The sequence below is a fragment of the Caballeronia glathei genome (genome assembly GCF_000698595.1).
Classification (GTDB): Bacteria; Pseudomonadota; Gammaproteobacteria; order Burkholderiales; family Burkholderiaceae; genus Caballeronia; species Caballeronia glathei.
The window spans coordinates 21,703-39,037 of record NZ_JFHC01000020.1 but is presented as its reverse complement, the minus strand read 5'-3'; the positions used below and the strand labels follow the sequence as shown (position 1 = coordinate 39,037).

At 65.7% G+C, this 17,335-nt stretch carries 19 protein-coding genes and 1 pseudogene; 7 read left to right on the top strand and 13 right to left on the bottom strand.

Translation table 11 applies throughout. The annotated features are described in order from the left end of the window. Window positions 1-18: 18 nt before the first annotated feature. Genes BG61_RS14635 through BG61_RS14625 form a run of 3 tightly spaced genes read left to right on the top strand, consistent with a single transcriptional unit; the run spans window position 19 to window position 2,149 of the window. Window positions 19-663 carry an amino acid ABC transporter permease gene (locus BG61_RS14635; RefSeq protein WP_035935632.1) on the top strand — a complete coding sequence of 215 codons (645 nt, stop codon included), beginning with the start codon at window positions 19-21 and terminating at the stop codon, window positions 661-663. Next, on the top strand, window positions 660-1,319 hold the full coding sequence (locus BG61_RS14630; protein WP_035935633.1) for an amino acid ABC transporter permease: 660 nt from the start codon (window positions 660-662) through the stop codon (window positions 1,317-1,319). Before BG61_RS14635 ends, BG61_RS14630 begins: the two co-directional genes overlap by 4 nt. 11 nt (window positions 1,320-1,330) lie before the next feature. Next, complete coding sequence (locus BG61_RS14625; RefSeq protein WP_051672529.1) at window positions 1,331-2,149, top strand: amino acid ABC transporter ATP-binding protein; 819 nt, start codon at window positions 1,331-1,333, stop codon at window positions 2,147-2,149. A 65-nt stretch (window positions 2,150-2,214) separates the two neighbouring features. On the opposite strand, the gene BG61_RS14620 is transcribed toward BG61_RS14625, so the two are convergent. From BG61_RS14620 to BG61_RS14610, 3 genes are all read right to left on the bottom strand, one after another. Then, window positions 2,215-3,726, bottom strand: a complete 1,512-nt coding sequence (locus BG61_RS14620; protein ID WP_035935637.1) for an aldehyde dehydrogenase — start codon at window positions 3,724-3,726, stop codon at window positions 2,215-2,217. 16 nt (window positions 3,727-3,742) lie between these two features. Continuing rightward, entirely contained in the window at window positions 3,743-5,134 is a 1,392-nt protein-coding gene (locus BG61_RS14615) for an MFS transporter (RefSeq protein ID WP_035935790.1), read from the bottom strand. 71 nt (window positions 5,135-5,205) lie between these two features. Beyond that, window positions 5,206-5,937, bottom strand: coding sequence for an enoyl-CoA hydratase/isomerase family protein (locus BG61_RS14610; RefSeq protein WP_035935640.1), 732 nt, complete (start codon window positions 5,935-5,937; stop codon window positions 5,206-5,208). Between the two features lie 66 nt (window positions 5,938-6,003). Here BG61_RS14610 and BG61_RS14605 point away from each other — a divergent pair, with 66 nt between their 5' ends. The 4 genes from BG61_RS14605 to BG61_RS14595 all read left to right on the top strand — a co-directional run bounded on the left by BG61_RS14605 (window position 6,004) and on the right by BG61_RS14595 (window position 10,014). Continuing rightward, window positions 6,004-6,762, top strand: a complete 759-nt coding sequence (locus tag BG61_RS14605) for a GntR family transcriptional regulator (RefSeq protein ID WP_129572206.1) — start codon at window positions 6,004-6,006, stop codon at window positions 6,760-6,762. 309 nt (window positions 6,763-7,071) lie between these two features. Then, window positions 7,072-7,233: a DUF3563 family protein gene (locus BG61_RS40080; RefSeq protein ID WP_075584164.1), complete on the top strand. Its 162-nt coding sequence runs from the start codon at window positions 7,072-7,074 to the stop codon at window positions 7,231-7,233. Window positions 7,234-7,562: 329 nt separating this feature from the next. Beyond that, a complete protein-coding gene (locus tag BG61_RS14600) occupies window positions 7,563-9,206 on the top strand; it encodes an acyl-CoA synthetase (protein WP_035935647.1) in 1,644 nt (547 codons plus the stop codon). Window positions 9,207-9,216: 10 nt separating this feature from the next. Further along, window positions 9,217-10,014: an enoyl-CoA hydratase gene (locus tag BG61_RS14595; protein WP_035935650.1), complete on the top strand. Its 798-nt coding sequence runs from the start codon at window positions 9,217-9,219 to the stop codon at window positions 10,012-10,014. On the opposite strand, the gene BG61_RS14590 is transcribed toward BG61_RS14595, so the two are convergent. From BG61_RS14590 to BG61_RS14555, 10 genes and pseudogenes are all read right to left on the bottom strand, one after another. Then, the gene (locus BG61_RS14590) at window positions 10,005-10,397 is read right to left on the bottom strand and encodes a DUF779 domain-containing protein (RefSeq protein ID WP_035935652.1); all 393 of its coding nucleotides are present in this window, start codon (window positions 10,395-10,397) and stop codon (window positions 10,005-10,007) included. The genes BG61_RS14595 and BG61_RS14590 overlap by 10 nt on opposite strands. A gap of 64 nt (window positions 10,398-10,461) precedes the next feature. Beyond that, complete coding sequence (adh, locus tag BG61_RS14585; RefSeq protein WP_035935792.1) at window positions 10,462-11,982, bottom strand: aldehyde dehydrogenase; 1,521 nt, start codon at window positions 11,980-11,982, stop codon at window positions 10,462-10,464. 239 nt (window positions 11,983-12,221) lie between these two features. Beyond that, on the bottom strand, window positions 12,222-12,755 hold the full coding sequence (locus BG61_RS14580) for a cupin domain-containing protein (protein ID WP_035935655.1): 534 nt from the start codon (window positions 12,753-12,755) through the stop codon (window positions 12,222-12,224). A 181-nt stretch (window positions 12,756-12,936) separates the two neighbouring features. Beyond that, the gene (locus tag BG61_RS14575; protein ID WP_129572207.1) at window positions 12,937-14,097 is read right to left on the bottom strand and encodes a porin; all 1,161 of its coding nucleotides are present in this window, start codon (window positions 14,095-14,097) and stop codon (window positions 12,937-12,939) included. 99 nt (window positions 14,098-14,196) lie between these two features. Then, the gene (locus tag BG61_RS44000; RefSeq protein ID WP_051672528.1) at window positions 14,197-14,550 is read right to left on the bottom strand and encodes a hypothetical protein; all 354 of its coding nucleotides are present in this window, start codon (window positions 14,548-14,550) and stop codon (window positions 14,197-14,199) included. Between the two features lie 33 nt (window positions 14,551-14,583). Beyond that, on the bottom strand, window positions 14,584-14,739 hold the full coding sequence (locus tag BG61_RS43995) for an SMP-30/gluconolactonase/LRE family protein (RefSeq protein ID WP_232256328.1): 156 nt from the start codon (window positions 14,737-14,739) through the stop codon (window positions 14,584-14,586). 9 nt (window positions 14,740-14,748) lie between these two features. Beyond that, window positions 14,749-14,820 (bottom strand): annotated as a pseudogene (locus BG61_RS43990) (hypothetical protein); the annotation flags it as partial. Between the two features lie 37 nt (window positions 14,821-14,857). Next, window positions 14,858-15,790 (bottom strand): 3,5-dioxohexanoate:acetyl-CoA acetone transferase, encoded by a 933-nt coding sequence (kce, locus tag BG61_RS14565; protein ID WP_035935657.1) that lies wholly within the window; start codon window positions 15,788-15,790, stop codon window positions 14,858-14,860. Between the two features lie 36 nt (window positions 15,791-15,826). Beyond that, complete coding sequence (locus tag BG61_RS14560) at window positions 15,827-16,633, bottom strand: SDR family oxidoreductase (RefSeq protein WP_035935659.1); 807 nt, start codon at window positions 16,631-16,633, stop codon at window positions 15,827-15,829. 42 nt (window positions 16,634-16,675) lie between these two features. After that, window positions 16,676-17,320, bottom strand: a complete 645-nt coding sequence (locus BG61_RS14555; RefSeq protein WP_129572212.1) for a GntR family transcriptional regulator — start codon at window positions 17,318-17,320, stop codon at window positions 16,676-16,678. Window positions 17,321-17,335 lie beyond the last annotated feature (15 nt).

The window sequence follows — 17,335 nt, the reverse complement described above, 5'->3', positions numbered from 1 at the left end:
CGCCGCCGGGTCCGACAGATGACCGCTTTCGATTACTGGAGCATCACCCAGGGCGCGCTCGCGACGATTTCGCTGTCGCTCGCGAGCATCGTGCTGGGTGTTCCGCTCGGGCTCGCGCTGGCGCTCATCCGCTGGGCCCGGGTTCCCGGGCTCAACGGCATCGTCTATTCGTACGTGAGCATCGTCAGGTCGTGCCCGACCGTCACGCTGACGCTGCTCATCTTCTTCGCGCTTCCGCAATTCGGCATCTCGCTCGATCCGGTGCCCGCGGCAATCGTGGCGCTGACCGTCAGCACGTCCGCGTTCAATTGCGAGATCTGGCGCAGCGCGCTCGTCGAGTTCCCGCGCGACCAGTATGACGCGGCGCTCTCGTTTGCGATGCCGCGCGCGACCCGCATGCGCCGCATCGTGCTGCCGCAGGTATGGCGTGCGAGTCTGCCCGGCCTCGTCAACGAAATGACGCTGCAAATCAAGTCGACGCCCGCGGTTGCGGTGATCGGCATTGTCGAGATCACGCGCGCCGCGCTGCGCGTGGGCTCGAACACGTATGAGCCGCTGCCGCCGTTCATCTTCGCGCTGGTGCTGTACGGGCTGATCGTCTTCGTGCTCATCCGCCTGCAGCGCATGATCGAAGTGCGCCTGCGGCACGGGGGAATCGCATGATGCATGATTTTGCGACCATCTGGAGCCAGCGCGACGTCGTCTTCGCCGGGCTCCTGAACACGGTGATCCTGCTCGTCGTCGCGGGCGTCGCGTCGCTCGTGCTGGGCGCGCTCCTCACGCCGCTCCTGATGTCGAGACACAAGCTCGTTGCCCGGGCCGCGTCCGCCTACGTGGATGCGATGCGCTGCGCGCCGTTTCTCCTGTTCGTCTACCTGATCTACTTCGGCTTGCCGACGTTCGGTATCAGCATGTCGAACTGGGCGGCGGGCGCGCTCGCGCTGATTCTCTACAACACCGCGTACATGGGCGAACTGCTGCGCGGCGCGTGGCAGGAACTGCCCGTCACGATGATCGAGTCCGGCAAGGCGTTCGGCTTTCGCGGCCTCACGCTCCTTCGGCGCATCATCCTGCCGCCGATCCTGCTGCGCGCAATGCCCATGATCGGCAACCAGATGATCCAGATCGTCAAGGACAGCGCGTTCCTGACCGTGATCGCCGTCAGCGAGCTGACTCACGAGATGACGGGCATCCAGGCCACCTACTTCATACCGTTCGCTGCCTTCGTCACGGCAGTGCTGCTCTACTGGTGCATCTGTCTCGCCATCGAGGCCGGCACCGGCGTGCTGAACAAAATCGCCGAGGAACGCCGCGCGTGAATTCACTCTCTATGTCTTCCGCCGCACACGCTGCGTCGGCCGCAACGGCGGCAGCCGCGCCCAACGTCCTGATGCTGAACGGCATCTCGAAGTCGTTCGGCACGAACCACGTGCTGCGCGATGTGTCGCTTCAGGTCGCGAAGGGCGAGACCGTCTGCCTGCTCGGACCGTCAGGCTGCGGCAAGTCGACCCTGCTGCGCTGTATCAACTGGCTGGAAACGCCGGACGCGGGCAGCGTCCACGTGTCCGGCCGCCGGATGGGCGTGCGCGACAACACGAGCATCCGGATGAGCGACGCCGACCTGGCCTCGATGAGGGCGCGCATCGGCATGGTGTTTCAGCACTTCGCGCTGTGGCCGCACCTGAGCGTGATCGAGAACGTGATGGAGGCGCCGCTGCATGTGCTGAAGCGCGATCGTGCGACCGTGAGGCAGGAGGCGGAGGCGTTGCTCGCGCGCGTGGGTCTTGCGGACAAGCACGATCAGTTTCCGTCGCGGCTCTCGGGCGGGCAGAAGCAGCGCGTCGGCATCGCCCGCGCGCTCGCGATGAAGCCCGACGTGCTGCTGTTCGACGAACCGACGAGCGCGCTCGACCCGATGCTCGTGGGTGAGGTGCTGAGCGTGATGAAGTCGCTCGCGAACGAGGGCGCGACAATGGTCATCGTGACCCACGAGATGGAATTCGCCCGGCAGGTGGCGAGCCGGATCGTGTTCATGGATGGCGGACAGGTCGTTGAAGCGGCGCCGCCGGAACAGTTCTTCGGCTCGCCCCAGTCCGCCCGCGCGCAGCAGTTCCTCGCGCGCTTTCACGGTCATGGCGCGGGCGGCTGACGCGGCCCGCGGCCATCTCATGCGAACGCGCAAGGCGGCCTGCCTTGCGCGCCTTGCGGGGCCAATCAGTTGAGGCGTTTGAGCTGACCGTCGTCGGCGTACCAGTCGACCGTCGTGCCGCTCGTGTTGACCGTGACGGCGCGCGGTTCGCTGAACTGGTCGAACGATTCGATGCCCGTCTCGCGGCCCGTGCCGCTCTGCTTGAAGCCGCCCCACGGCGACGCCGGGTCGAGCCGGTGGTGGTCGTTGATCCACACCATGCCGAACACGAGCTTGCTCGCCACGCGATGCGCGCGCGCCACGTCGTTCGTCCATACCGATGCGGCGAGCCCGAACTTCGTGTCGTTCGCGATGCGCAGCGCGTCGGCTTCGTCCTTGAACGGCATGATCACCGTGACCGGGCCGAAGACTTCTTCCTGACCCAGTTCGGATTTCGGATCGACGTCGTAGAACGCCGTCGGCTCGATGAAGAAGCCCTCGCTCAGATGCGCGGGAATCTTGCCGCCCGTCAACACCTTGGCGCCGTCGTTGACGCCGCGATCGAGCATCGCCAGGATGCGGCGCCGCGAGCGCTCTGAAATCACCGGCCCGAGCTGCGTGTTCGCATCGGCGGGATCGCCCACGCGGATCGACGCCACCTTCGCGCGGAACTTCGCGAGAAACGCGTCGTAAATCTTCTCGTGCACGAGCAGCCGCGCGCCGCACACGCACGTCTGCCCCGCCCCGATGAACGCCGCGAACGCCGCACCATTGACGGCGCGATCGATGTCCATGTCGTCGAAGAGGATCACCGCGCCCTTGCCGCCCAGTTCGAGCGTGGTCAACGCGAAGTTGCGCGCGGCCGCCTCGCCGATCGAGCGGCCGACATCGGTGCCGCCCGTGAACACCACTTTCTTGACGAGCGGATGCCTTGCGAGCGACGCGCCGGCTTCCTTGCCTTCGCCGTTCACCACGTTGACGACGCCATCCGGCACGCCCGCCTCCTTGAGAAGGCGCACGAGCCGCACGGTCGTGAGCGGCGTCTGCTCGGAGGCCTTGATGACGACGCTGTTGCCGGTCGCGAGCGCCGGGGCGAGGCTCTTCGAGAGGATCATCAGCGGATGGTTGAACGACGTCATCAGCGCGATGACGCCGAGCGGCACGCGCTGCGTGTAGCAAAGATACGGGCCTTCGACGGGAATCACGTCGCTGCGGCGCGTGAGCGCAAGCGCCGCGAAATAGCGGTAGAACTGCGGCAGGCGCGACACCTGCGCGCGCGTTTCGACGAGCGGCCGACCGTTGTTCAGCGTCTCCAGCCTGAAGAAGTTTTCGAGGTCCGCTTCGAACAGGTCGGCGAAGCGATTGAGCACGCGGGCGCGCTGCTGGATCGGCAAATCGCGCCACGCGCCGCCTTCGAACGCGCGGTGCGCCGCGTTCACCGCGCGGTCGACGTCCGCTTCCGACGCCGCCGCGAGACTGCCGATCACCGTGCCCGTCGCCGGGTTGACGATGTCCATCGTCGCGCCCGAGGCGGCATCGACGAACTGCCCGTCGATGAACAGCTGGGCATCGAGATTCTGCTGGTTCACTGCATCCATCTTCGCTTCTCCATGTCTACTTGAGCGGGGAAACCCGCGCATCGGGGCCGACCTCGTGAAGCGCTCGCGCGCCGGTCGGCTGAATATCTTCGAGGCCCTGTCCGGTGGGCTCGACCCCGAGCCACGCGACCACGACGATCTGGATCGCGAGCAGGCCGATCATGAGGGCCAGCACGCCGACGATCCCGTAGCGCCCGAACAGCGCCACCACGATGAACGGCGTGACGATCGTCGCGCCGCGGCCGAGGGTGTTGCAAATGCCCGAAGCGCGCAGCCGCACTTCGGTAGGAAAGAGTTCCGGCACGTAGATCGCGAAGAGCAGCGCGACGAGCACGTAGATCGGAATCACGAGAAGCAGCCCGACGATCGGCAGGAGCACCGGGTTGCTCACGAACGGATAGATCGCGCCGAACACGATGGCAATCAGCGACGAGATCACGATGGTCGGCTTGCGGCCCCAGCGGTCCGCCGTCAGTGCGCCGATCGCGGAGCCCACCGGCGCGCCGAGCGACATCACGAGCGCGTAGCCGAACGACTTCGCGATGCTGAAACCCTGATGCACGAAGAATGTCGGCAGCCACGTAACGAAGCCGTACAGCAGCGTGTTGATCACGACGAGCGTCACGCAGCCGACGATCATCCGCGGCAGCATCGCGCCTGCAAAGAGCGAGCCGAGCGCCCGCGAGCGCTGCACGGTCGGGCGCGCCGAAGGCGGCGGAAGCGGTTTGCCCGGACGGCTCGCCATCACTTCCTGCTCGATGCGCCGCAGAATCGCGTCCGCTTCGTCGTGGCGGCCGACCGACTCGAGCCAGCGCGGCGACTCGGGCAGCGACTTGCGCGCATACCATACGCCGAGCGCGCCGATTCCGCCGAGCACGAACATCGCGCGCCAGCCGAACGAAGGGATCAGCGTGAGCCCGATCAGCCCGGCGACCGGCAGCCCCGATACGACGAACACGGCCATCAGTCCCTGCAGCTTGCCGCGCGACGCGGGGGGCGCGAACTCGGTGAGCGTCGAATAGCCGACCACGTTCTCCGCGCCGAGCCCGAGCCCCATCACGAAGCGGCACGCGATCAGCACGGCCATGTTCGGCGCGACGGCCGCGCCGAGCGACGCGAGCCCGAATACGACCAGATTGGTCTGATACGTGAAGCGGCGGCCGTAGCGGTCACCGAGAAAGCCCGTGGCGAGCGAGCCGATCATCATGCCGAGAAACGTGAGCGACACGAAGAGCGCATTCTCGCCGAGCGTCGAGAAGCCGCTCTTCAGCGTGGCTCCGAGCACCGTCGAGGCGACGTAGATATCGAAGCCGTCGAAGAACATGCCGATACCGATAAGCCACATGATCCGCCGATGAAACCCCGACATCGGCAGCCGGTCCAGCCGTGCACCTGCATTCACGCTCATGCCTGTCTCCAACTTTTTCTGGTCTGTTCTGTCCGCGTGCAGGCGCCATCCGGCGCCGCGCCGCCGCTACTTCACTTCGACTGTTGCAACCGCAACGCGGAAACCGTGAGCATTTCCGTGGCATGGCGGAAGTTGTGCTCGAGCGAGCTTTCCTCCGTCGCCTGGAAGAACGCCTTGCAGTGGCGGGCGCCGGTCTCGTCGAGGGCGAGGATGCGCTCGACCAGTTCCGCGGCCTGCTCCGGCAGCGATTCCGGCGTGCAGATTTGCGTGATGAGGCCGGCCTGCAGCGCGCGCTCGGGCGTGACGGCGTCGCCGAACAGCACCATCGGAAACACCTGCTTCGGCAGCGCGTAGCGGCCGAGGTAAGCCATGATCGCCGCGGGCGGCAGCCCCTTGCGCATTTCGGGGAACGCCAGGCGGGCGCGCGAGGACACCAGCGTGAAGTCGCACAGGATGGCGAGCCCGAAACCGAAGCCGAGTGCGTCGCCGTGCACTTCCGCAATCGTGATCAGCGAGGACGCGCGCAGCAGGCGCTTCAACTCGATCAGCCGCGACACCTCCGCATGGATCGACACGGCGTCGCGTCCGGCGCGTTCGCGGCCCGTGCAGAACACCGCGCCGCGTGCGCGGATGCGCAGCACGCGCGCCGACGGCTCGGCAGCCTCGCCGCGCAGCACGGCGATCATCGCGTCGAACATCGGCGCGGTGATCTCGTTGCCGCCGTCCGGATTGTTCAGGGTGAAAGTCAATACCGCCCCGGCTCGCTCGGTCAGAACGCTTTCCGGCAGAATCTCAATATCCACGTCGTCTCCTGAGGTATGATGCTGTATTAGCTGTATACAGCGTATTCATGGAATACTGAGATGTCAATGGCGACTTCAGCAAATAATGAAATCGGCGCGGCGGCCGCCGATCAGCCGGATCAGGCCCTCGATGCGATCGGGCGCAAATATCACTCGCGCATGCGCACGGTGGATGCTTCGAGCGACTCGCTCTCCGACGGCGTGGTCGTGCCCGCGCTGCGCGAGGCGATCGTCGAGGGCGTGCTCGCGCCGGGCAGCCGGCTCTCCGAGGTGCAGATCGCAAAGCAGCTGAACGTGAGCCGCACGCCGATGCGCGAGGCGTTCGCGCAACTCGAACGCGAGGGGCTCGTGACGATCGTCGCGCGTGTCGGCGCGTTCGTGCGCTCGGTGACGCTGCGCGATGTCGCGGAAATCTATACGGTGCGCACGGCGCTGGAATGTCTCGCGGTGCGGCTCGCGGCGGAACGCATCAACGCGCTCGGCCGCGCGCAGCTCGACGACGTGATCGAGGCGATGCAGGCGAGCGTGGAGGCGGAGGACCCGGCGGGTTATGTCGATGCGCTCGACCGCTTCTATTCGATCGTGATGACGCTCGCCGACAACCGCACCCTGCAGGCGACGCACGCGAGCCTCATCGGGCCGGTGCGGCGCCTGCGGCGTATCGCGATGGCGCGCGGCGGGCGCATGCGCTCGTCCTGCGAGCAGGCGGTGCGGATCAAGGACGCGATCGTCGCCGGCGACCCCGAAGTGGAGACGCTGATGCGCGAGCAACTGCGCGGCGCGTGCGAGGCGGCAACCGAAGTGCTCAATCAGAGCGAGCAGTAGCACTGGGGAGAAAGCCTCGCTCGACCTCGTTCGAGCGGGCCTTTCCTCACACAAAATCGTCATGGCGCGCCATATGGGATGCGCGCGCCATGATCCCGGCACCGCATCGGCGTCGCACTCACCTCGTTCGAATTCCGGAATAAATTCCGGCCGTCCGGCGTTCTATAAGGTATGCGCACACGCATATCGGTCTGCAATCCCGCTCTTTACCGACAGCCTCTCTGCGCAAATCGATGCTTCGATGGCGGAATCTCCGCATAACGCGCGGCTTCCGAGCCGAACAGCATCGTTCCATCTCAGGAGCACGTCATGTTGTCGTTTCTCATTGCAAAGATCAGTGGCTGGCTTGAACAGGCCGAACGTGGGCGCACGGACGCCTATCTGGCTTCGGCCGCCGACCTTCCGGAGCTCGAGCGCCGCATCCGCGCGATCGACAGAGGGCAATTCCAGCCGCAGACCGAAGGCAATTGAATGACGAGACAGGACGCCTGTTCTCGATAGCGCAAGCCACATCCTCGTTCGAGCGATAGCGCGCATTCATTTTCCAGGCGGCGCATCGTCCGATGCGCCGCGACTCCGCACGCGCTTCGCACTGGTCACGTGCGCTTCCCTTCGCCTGCTTCAGGCACTGATCGAATGCGGCGCCATTGAACGGCCTCGCGCCGCGGGCCTTCCATCGGCACAGACCGCTTCGCCTCCGCTCCCCCAGCTTTAAAGCAAACTGTAATCGCGCGTATTATGGAATCCGCGCGACGACCGGACGAAGAGCCGCTCCTCGCGCGCCGACAGGGAGACACGCGATGAACGGCACCATGTACGAAGAAGGCCTCGACAAGACCGCTGCGAACTTCGCAGCCCTGACACCGCTCACGTTCATCGAACGCGCGGCCGCGGTGTATCCGGCGATGCCTGCCGTCGTGCACGGCTCCGTGCGCCGCACCTGGGCCGAGACCTACGCGCGCACGCGGCGCCTTGCGTCGGCGTTGAGCGCGCGGGGCATCGGCGTGGGGGACACGGTCGCCGCGATGCTGCCGAACATCCCCGAGATGGTGGAGGCGCACTTCGGCGTTCCGATGATCGGCGCGGTGCTCAATACGCTCAACACGCGGCTTGACGCCGGCACGCTCGCCTTCATGCTCAGGCACGGCGAGGCGAAGGTGCTTCTGATCGACCGCGAATTCTCCGCGGTGATGCGCGAGGCGCTGGCGAGCGTCGACCAGCCGGTCCTCGTGATCGACGTCGACGATCCCGCCTACACCGGCCCGGGCGAACGCATCGGTGAAACGGATTACGAAGCCCTGCTCGCCAGCGGCGACCCGGCTTTCGAGTGGTCGCCGCCGTCCGACGAGTGGAACGCGATCTGTCTGAACTACACGTCGGGCACGACCGGCAATCCGAAGGGCGTCGTCTATCATCACCGCGGCGCGTACACGAATGCGATCAGCAATGTCCTCGAATGGGACATGCCCAAGCATGCCGTCTACCTCTGGACGCTGCCGATGTTCCATTGCAACGGATGGTGCTTCCCGTGGACCGTGGCCGCGCGCGCGGGCGTGAACGTGTGCCTGCGCAGGATCGACGCAAAGACGATCTTCGACCTGATCCGCAGCGAGGGCGTCACGCATTACTGCGGTGCACCGATCGTGCAGAACCTGCTCGTCACTGCAGCCGATGAACTGAAGGCCGGCATCGCGCACCGCGTGCACGCGATGGTCGCCGGAGCCGCACCGCCCGCCGCGATGATCGAAGGAATGGAGCGGCTCGGCTTCGAACTGACGCATGTCTATGGGCTCACCGAGGTCTACGGGCCGGCGACGGTATGCGCGCATCAGCCCGGCTGGGACGCGCTCGACGTGAGCGAGCGCGCGCGCATGAACGCGCGGCAGGGCGTGCGCTATCACCTGCAGGACGCCGTGAGCGTGCGCGATCCGCTGACGCTGCGCGAAGTGCCCGCCGACGGAGAGACCATCGGCGAGATCATGTTCCGCGGCAACATCATGATGAAGGGCTACCTGAAGAATCCGGCAGCCACCCAGGAAGCGTTCGCGGGCGGCTGGTTCCACACCGGCGATCTCGCCGTCGCGTGCCCGGACGGCTATGCGCGCATCAAGGATCGCAGCAAGGACATCATCATTTCGGGCGGCGAGAATATTTCGAGCATCGAGGTGGAAGACGTGCTGTACCGGCATCCGGCGGTGCTCGTCGCCGCCGTCGTCGCGAAGCCGGATGCGCGCTGGGGCGAGACGCCGTGCGCATTCGTCGAGCTCAAGCCCGGCGCGAGCGCGAGTGCCGCCGAGCTGATCGCGCATTGCAAGGCCCATCTCGCCGGATTCAAGGTGCCGCGCGCGGTGGAGTTCTGCGAGCTTCCGAAGACGTCGACCGGCAAGATACAGAAATTCGAGCTGCGCAAACGCGCGGGCTCGGTCGCGGCCATCGACGTTTGAAGGAGCGAGCATGATCGAAACCGCCGGTCCGCTCGTCGCAATCGAGCCCGATGTGTACGGCGTGCCGGGCGCGGTGCGCATCACCCTGAACCGGCCGGACACGTTCAATGCGCTGTCGGAAGCGCTTCTCGACGCGCTGCAGCGCAGCCTCGACGACGTCGCCGCGTCGGATGCGCGCGTCGTCGTGCTCGCGGGCGCGGGCAAGGCGTTTTGCGCAGGCCACGACCTGCGGGAAATGCGCGCCGAACCCGGGTTCGAATACCACCAGACGCTCTTCGCGCGTTGCTCGAAGATGATGCTGACGATCCAGCGCATGCCGCAGCCCGTGATCGCGCGCGTGCACGGCGTCGCGGCGGCGGCCGGCTGCCAGCTGGTCGCGATGTGCGATCTCGCCGTGGCCGCAAGCGACGCGCGCTTCGCGGTGTCGGGCGTGAACCTGGGACTCTTCTGCTCGACGCCGAGCGTGCCGCTGTCTCGCAACGTGTCGCGCAAGGCCGCGTTCGAGATGCTCGTGACGGGCGAGTTCATCGATGCGAAGACGGCGCTCGAACGCGGCCTCGTGAACCGGGTGGCGGCGCCCGAGCAGCTGGATGACGCGACGCGTGCACTGGCAGCGAGCATCTGCGAGAAGCCGCGCGCGGCGATCGCCGCCGGCAAGAGCCTTTTCTACCTGCAGCTGGAGACGGGCATCGATGCGGCCTACCGCCTTGCCGGCGACACGATGGCGCACAACATGCAGGACGACGCGGCGCTCGAAGGCATTCAGGCGTTCATCGAAAAGCGCGCGCCGCGATGGCGTCAGACGTGAACGCGCTCGACAGGATGCGCTTCCAGCCACGCGGATTGCGCATCGTCGAATAGCCGCGAGCGGGTAAGAAAACGCAGACCCGTGGGGCGTTCCAGCGAGAACATGCCGCCGTTGCCCGGCACGCAATCGATGATCAGCTGCGTGTGCTGCCAGTACTCGAACTGCGATTCGCTCATGTAGAACGGCGCCCCGCCGATCGAGCCGAGCTTCACGTCCGACGTGCCGACCATGAACTCGCCTGCCGGGAAGCACATCGGCGCGCTGCCGTCGCAGCAGCCGCCGGACTGATGGAACAGCACGTCGCCGTGCTCGGCCCTGAGCTTGCCGACAAGCTCGATTGCCGCGGGCGTCGCCACGACGCGCGCGACTTCTTCAGTGGTCATCGTGCGTATCCTGTGTGAGCGAGCCGCCTCGCGGCGGCTCGCGGTTGCAAGTGCATCAGGGGAATCAGAAGAAGCCGAGCGGCTTCTGGCTATAGCTGACGAGCAGGTTCTTCGTCTGCTGATAGTGATCGAGCATCATCTTGTGATTCTCGCGCCCGATGCCCGACTGCTTGTAGCCGCCGAACGCCGCATGCGCCGGATACGCGTGATAGCAGTTGGTCCAGACCCGCCCTGCCTGGATCTCGCGGCCGAACCGGTACGCACGCGTGCCGTCGCGCGTCCACACGCCCGCGCCGAGGCCGTAGAGCGTGTCATTGGCGATTTCCAGCGCTTCATCCTCGTTGCGGAAAGTCGTCACCGATACGACCGGCCCGAAGATTTCCTCCTGGAAGATGCGCATCCTGTTGTGACCGCGAAACACGGTCGGCTTCACGTAGTAGCCGTTCTGAAGCTCGCCGCCGAGCGCGTTGCGCTCGCCGCCCGCGAGACACTGCGCGCCTTCCTGCTTGCCGAGATCGATGTACGACAGGATCTTTTCCAGCTGCTCCCGGGACGCCTGCGCGCCGATCATCGTCCTCGCGTCGAGCGGATGGCCCTGGTTGATCGCGGCCACGCGCTTGAGCGCGCGCTCCATGAAACGCTCGTAGATCTTCTCTTCGATCAGCACGCGCGACGGACACGTGCACACCTCGCCCTGATTGAGCGCGAACATCGCGAAGCCTTCCAGCGCCTTGTCGAAGTAGCTGTCGTCTTCGTTCATCACGTCGGCGAAGAAGATGTTCGGGCTCTTGCCGCCCAGTTCGAGCGTGACCGGAATGATGTTCTGGCTCGCGTACTGCATGATCAGACGGCCGGTGGTCGTCTCGCCGGTGAACGCGATCTTCGCGATGCGCTTGCTCGACGCGAGCGGCTTGCCCGCCTCCAGTCCGAAGCCGTTGACCACGTTCAGCACGCCCGCCGGCAGCAGGTCTTCGATCAGCTCGATCAGCACGAGGAGCGACGCCGGCGTCTGCTCCGCAGGCTTGAGCACCACGCAGTTGCCCGCCGCCAGCGCGGGCGCGAGCTTCCAGGTCGCCATCAGGATCGGGAAATTCCACGGAATGATCTGCCCGACCACGCCGAGCGGCTCGTGAAAGTGATAGGCCACGGTGTCGTCGTCGATCTGCGAGATCGAGCCCTCCTGCGCACGCGCGCAGCCCGCGAAATAGCGGAAATGATCGATCGCGAGCGGGATGTCGGCGGCTATGGTCTCGCGCAGCGGCTTGCCATTGTCGATGGTTTCAGCCACCGCGATGCGCGTCAGGTTCGCCTCGATGCGATCCGCGATCTTGTTCAGGATGTTCGCGCGATCGGCTGCCGAGGTCCTGGCCCATGCGGCCTTCGCCCGATGCGCCGCATCGAGTGCAAGTTCGATGTCGGCCTCGCGCGAGCGCGGGATCGACGTGAACGGCTCTCCCGTGATCGGCGACACGTTGTCGAAATACTCGCCGCCCACCGGCTGAACCCACTGGCCGCCAATGAAATTTCCATACTGCTTCTTGAACGGAAACTCGGTGTTCAGGAACTGCATCTCGGCATGATTCATCTGCGTGCTCCTCGCATATCGTTTGAATGGACCGGCGCGGGGAGTGCCCGGCGCCGGTGCGTCGTTGATTGCGAGATCCATGCCACCCGCGCCCACACCGCCGTCTCGTTTCCGAAAGCCTTGCTGGCAGGGCCTGATGTTCACCTGAACCGATATGAAACCGCTGTCGGTGTGTCCAGTTTCAAAACAGCCGTACGCGACTGTAGCGAAATGGAACAGTCGACGCGCGGCGCAGGGCGTCAATGCCAGAGGCGTGTCAGCTCGCCGCGCGCGCCACCGACCGGATCGCACGGGGGGAACGGCAGCGCTTCCATCGCGCGCAGTTCCCCCGGCGTGAGCGCGTCGCGGCGAATGTCCCACTGCTGCCCTGGCGGATAGGCGCCGATCACCTGAAAGCGGCCCTCACTGGAAAGCAGGCAGTGGCCCGTGCCCGCGGGCAGCACGAGCGCGTCACCGGCCTGCACGGTCACGACCCGTCCGCCGGGACCGCCCAGAATGAGTTCGGCGCGTCCGCTCGCGATGCCGAGCGCTTCGTGTGCGGTCGAATGAAAGTGGTGGTAGTCGAAGACGCTGTCGCGCCATTGCGGCGGCCAGCCGTTGCGGCCGAACATCGACTCGAAGCGAGCGGCGGCGTCGGACGACTGTGCGTCGAGCGCGCCGCGCCATAGAAGAACGGGCAGGTGCCGGTTGTTCGGCACCCAGCCGTTCGCATTCAGCATGAAAGCTTCGCAACGGGCATCCGTTGCGTGCAGGTGTTCCGTCGGGTACTTCATGCGGGTATCTCCTCGAAAGTACCGGGGATTCCCGCGCAAGTGCCGTTCCTGTCCGCCGCGCGCCCCTTCCAGAAGCGCCGCGGCGCGCAATGCGAATCGCGCGCAAGGCCGGAACGATCCGGCGCCTGCGCAAACGCGAGTCGATACGCTTTTTCAGCCTGTTTGCTTCAGGCTGACAGGATCAGAAGCGTGTACGCATGCCAACCGTCGCCATGACCTGATTGGCCGTCGACGAGGCGCCGCCCGCCGTATTGATGAACGCGACGAAGTTGTGGCCGGAAGCGTGCTGATACATGCCTTCCAGATAGACGTCGGTACGCTTCGAGAGCGAGTAGACCGTCTGCAGGTTGACCTGATTCCACTTGGGATCTTCGCCGAAGGTCGTGCTGTCGCTCACGTGACCATTGGTGAACACATAGGAGGCACCGAGGCTCAGTGCCGGCGTCAGCGCGTACTTGCCGTTCACTTCGTAGTTGTCGAAGCGCACCGTGCCGTTGTTGGAACCGAACGATTGCGAGCCCTGGAACTGGCTGTGCGTGTAGACGAATCCGACCACCGCCGGGCCGAACGCGTAGTTCAGGCCCGCGCCGACCGTGCGTTGCACATCGGCGCCGAGCTGAAAGCCGCCCGTGCCGTTCGCAGCCGATTCGCCGAGGTCGACCGCGCCCGCCGTGTTCGCCGTGCTGTTCGAGCCGTTGATCTGCAGGTAGCCCGCGGCCACGTTCAACGGGCCGTAGTTGTAGCTCGCGCCGACGCTGTAGGCGCGGTTCATGGCGAAGTCGGTATTGTTCGAGAACGCGTACAGGGCACCAGCCTTGAAGCCCGCATAGTTGTTGCTCGTGTACTTCACCGAGTTGTTCATGCGCACCGAGTGATTCAGGTTGTCGTTGTCGAACGGGTGCGCAAAACCGGTGTCGCCGAAGGTGCCTGCCGTGCCCGACAGCGGCGCGACGAAGTCGACGAGCGAATCGTACTGGCGGCCGAGCGTGATCGTGCCGTACAGGTTGCTGCTGATGCCGACGAATGCCTGACGGCCGAATTCGCGATTGTTCTGTGCGAGCTTGCCGCTCTGCACGCTGAAACCGTTCTCGAGCACGAAGATGGCCTTGAGGCCGCCACCGAGGTCCTCGGCACCACGCAGGCCGAAGCGGCTGCCGTTGATTTCGCCGCTCGTCGCCTGGACGAGCGAGCCGCTCGTTCCGCCTTTCGATACGTTGTTGGTGTATGCGATGCCGGCGTCGATGATGCCGTACAGCGTCACCGCGCTTTGCGCATGAGCCGCGGACGAAACGACAACAATGCCGCACGTGCCGAGAACTAGGGAAACTTTTTTCACGAACATCTCCAAGGGAACAACCAAAAAAACCCGAGATGAAGTGTAAAAATCCCCGGCCTGTATCGGAACCGTTGACCGATGCAAATCAGTGTTAAGGATCGCGGCCTAATCGGTCACATTTCCGACAACAGCAGATACAGCGCGGCCCGCGCCGGCATCGCGCGTGCGCGCGCATGGATAGGCGTGCAGCGCGGGGCCTTGCCGCGTTGTGTTCACGCGACATAAAAAAACGGCGCAGCCCACAGCCGCGCCGCCTGCGTTCGTGCGCCGCCGCCAGCCCGCGATGCGCCGCTCGGGCAGACCCCTCACGCCAAGCCCCGTCACCGCGAAGAGGCGGCCCTTGTCGCGCTCGTTCTGCGGTATGCCCCACATCGGCCGGCCCATCGTCGTGACGCACATGACGTCGAGCTTCGGGCCGCCGAACATTACGCTCGTCAGGTTGCGCACAGGAAACGGCACGACGCGCTCGAGCGTGCCGCCGGGCGCGAAGCGCTATATGCACCCGCCAAGAACGAGTGCCGACCAGACGTAGCGTTCGGCGTCGACGGTCGCGCCGTCGAACGTGCCCGCCATGTCCCGCGTCGATGCGAACACGCGCCGGTCGCAGGCCTTCGTACCCGCGACGAAACGTCCTTTGCGATCCACCATTCCGTCGTCGAAGCGTGTCTGCGGGCCGTCGCCTTCGGGGTCCGCAATGAACTGGACCGTTTGCGTATCGAAGTCGTAAATATGCAGGCCGTTTGCAAGCGCGACGACGGCGCCGTGGTCAGAAGTTCGTTTCGCTTGCGCCCTTGAGTCCGAGCATCGCGCGCGCGTCGGCCGGCGTCGCGATGTCGAGCGACAGCCCCTCGATCACCTGGCGGATCTTCTTCACCTGCGCAGCGCTCGATTCGGCGAGCTTGCCCGGCTCGATCCACAGCGAGTCTTCCAGACCCACGCGCACGTTCGAGCCCTGCGCGACGCCCATCGTGCCGAGCGGAATCTGGTTGCGGCCCGCGCCGAGAATTGACCACACATAGTCGCTGCCGAAGAGACGGTCGGCGGTGCGGCGCATGTGCATCAGGTCTTCCGGATGCGGCCCGATGCCGCCGAGCAGCCCGAAGACGCTCTGCACGAAGAACGGCGGCTTCGCCAGCCCGCGATCGACGAAATGCGCGAGGTTGTAAAGGTGCGAGATGTCGTAGCACTCGTACTCGAAGCGTGTGCCGTTCGCGCCGCACGACGTGAGGATGTACTCGATGTCCGCGAACGTGTTCTTGAAGATCAGGTCGCGGCTGTTTTCCAGATGCTTGCGCTCCCAGTCGTGCTTGAATTCCTTGAAGCGATCGAGCATCGGATACAGGCCGAAGTTCATCGAGCCCATGTTGAGCGACGCCACTTCCGGCTTGAAATGATGCGCGGGCCTGAGACGCTCCGCGACCGTCATGTGCGGGCTGCCGCCGCTCGTGATGTTGATCACCGCGTCCGTCTCGCCCTTGATGCGCGGCAGGAACTGCTGGAACACCGCGGGGTCCTGCGTGGGGCGGCCGTCTTCGGGGTCGCGCGCGTGCAGGTGAAGGATCGCGGCGCCCTCCCTTGCGGCGGCGAGCGCGGCGTCGCCGATCTGTTGCGGCGTCACCGGCAGGTACGGCGACATCGACGGCGTATGGATGGCGCCCGTAGGCGCACAGGTGATGATGACCTTGCGTTTCGTTGCCATGTCGTCCTCTTGATGGATCGGTTCAAAGCAATGCGTTCAGAGCACTTCGACGTTGCCGCACACCGATATCGCCTGCCCCGAGATGCCGCTGCCGCCCGGCGAGCAGAGAAAGAGCGCGGTGGCCGCCACTTCTTCGGGCGTGGTCATGCGGCGCAGAGAAATCCTGGCGAGATAGTCCTTCTCCATCTGCTCGTAGCTGAGCCCGAGTTGCTCGGCGCGCGCCGCGATCACGCGCTCGATGCGCGGTCCCTTCACGACGCCGGGCTGGATCGCGTTGACGCGAATCCCGGCCGGGCCGAGTTCGATCGCAAGGCTCTTCGTGAGGCCGACGATCGCCCATTTGGTCGCGGAATAAGGCGTTCGATAGGCGTAGCCGAGACGCCCTGCAACGGAAGAAAGCGCGATGATCGCGCCGCCCTCGCGTGCGTGGCGAAGCAGCGGCACCGCACGGCGCGCAACGTAGAACTGCGCGTTGAGATTGACGTCGACGGTCTCTTCCCACTGCGCCACGTCGAGCTCTTCGATCGCGCCGGTCGGGCCCGCGATGCCCGCGTTGTTGATCAGCACATCGAGCCCGCCGAGCTGCGTCTCTACATCGGCGAAGACGCGCTCGACCGCCGCGCGGTCCGCCACGTCCGCGAGCGTCGCGGTGATCGCGTTGACCTCGGTGCTGCTTTCCGCCTGAACGAGCGCGTCGACGTGCGCCTGGCTCGCATCGCAGACGTGCACGCGCGAGCCCGCATCGGCGAAGGCACGCGCGATCACGAGGCCGATGCCCGACGCGCCTCCCGTCACGAGCACGCGCAAGCCCGCGTGCGGCTTCAGCATCTGAAGTACCGTCATGCCTGTCTCCGGTGGTTGTTTTTTCGACCCACGCGCCCGCGTTCAGGCGCTCGCTGCTTCCCTGCTGTGCAGCCGTTCCTGCAGGTCGGCGGCGGCGTCGCCTATGTCCTGCTCGATGCCCGCGCGCGCGCCCTCTCCGTCGCCGCGCCAGAGCGCCTCGACGATCTTGCGGTGCGCTGCCATCGAACGGCGCATGTGGGGAATGTCGGGTGCGACGAGGTTGAGGAACGGACCGATGCGCATCCAGAGGTTCTGAATGGTCGCGAGCGTGATGTCGCTTGCGCCATGCGTGTAGATGGCGATGTGGAATTCGAAGTTGCTGCGCAGATAGGCCGGGACGTCGCCCGCCTCGACCTGCGCGTCCATCGTGTCGAAGACGCGCTGCAACGCGGCAAGGTGCTCCTGCGTCATGCGCGAGGCCGCGCGTTTCGCGACGCAGCCTTCCAGCGAGATCCGCACGTCGCGCAGTTCGTCGAGCAGTTCGAGGGTCATCGGCGGGACCATCAGCGCGCGCCCGGGGCCGTCGATCAGCGCGCCTTCCGCCTGCAGTCTGGTGAGCGCGGCGCGTACCGGCATCGTCGACGAACCGACTGCCTCAGCGACGCCGCGCAGGCTCAGCAGTTGCCCGGGCGCGAAGCGCCCGGTCATGATCGCCTGGCGCAACTGCGCATACACGCGCCCGGCCATGGTTTCGCGTGCAAC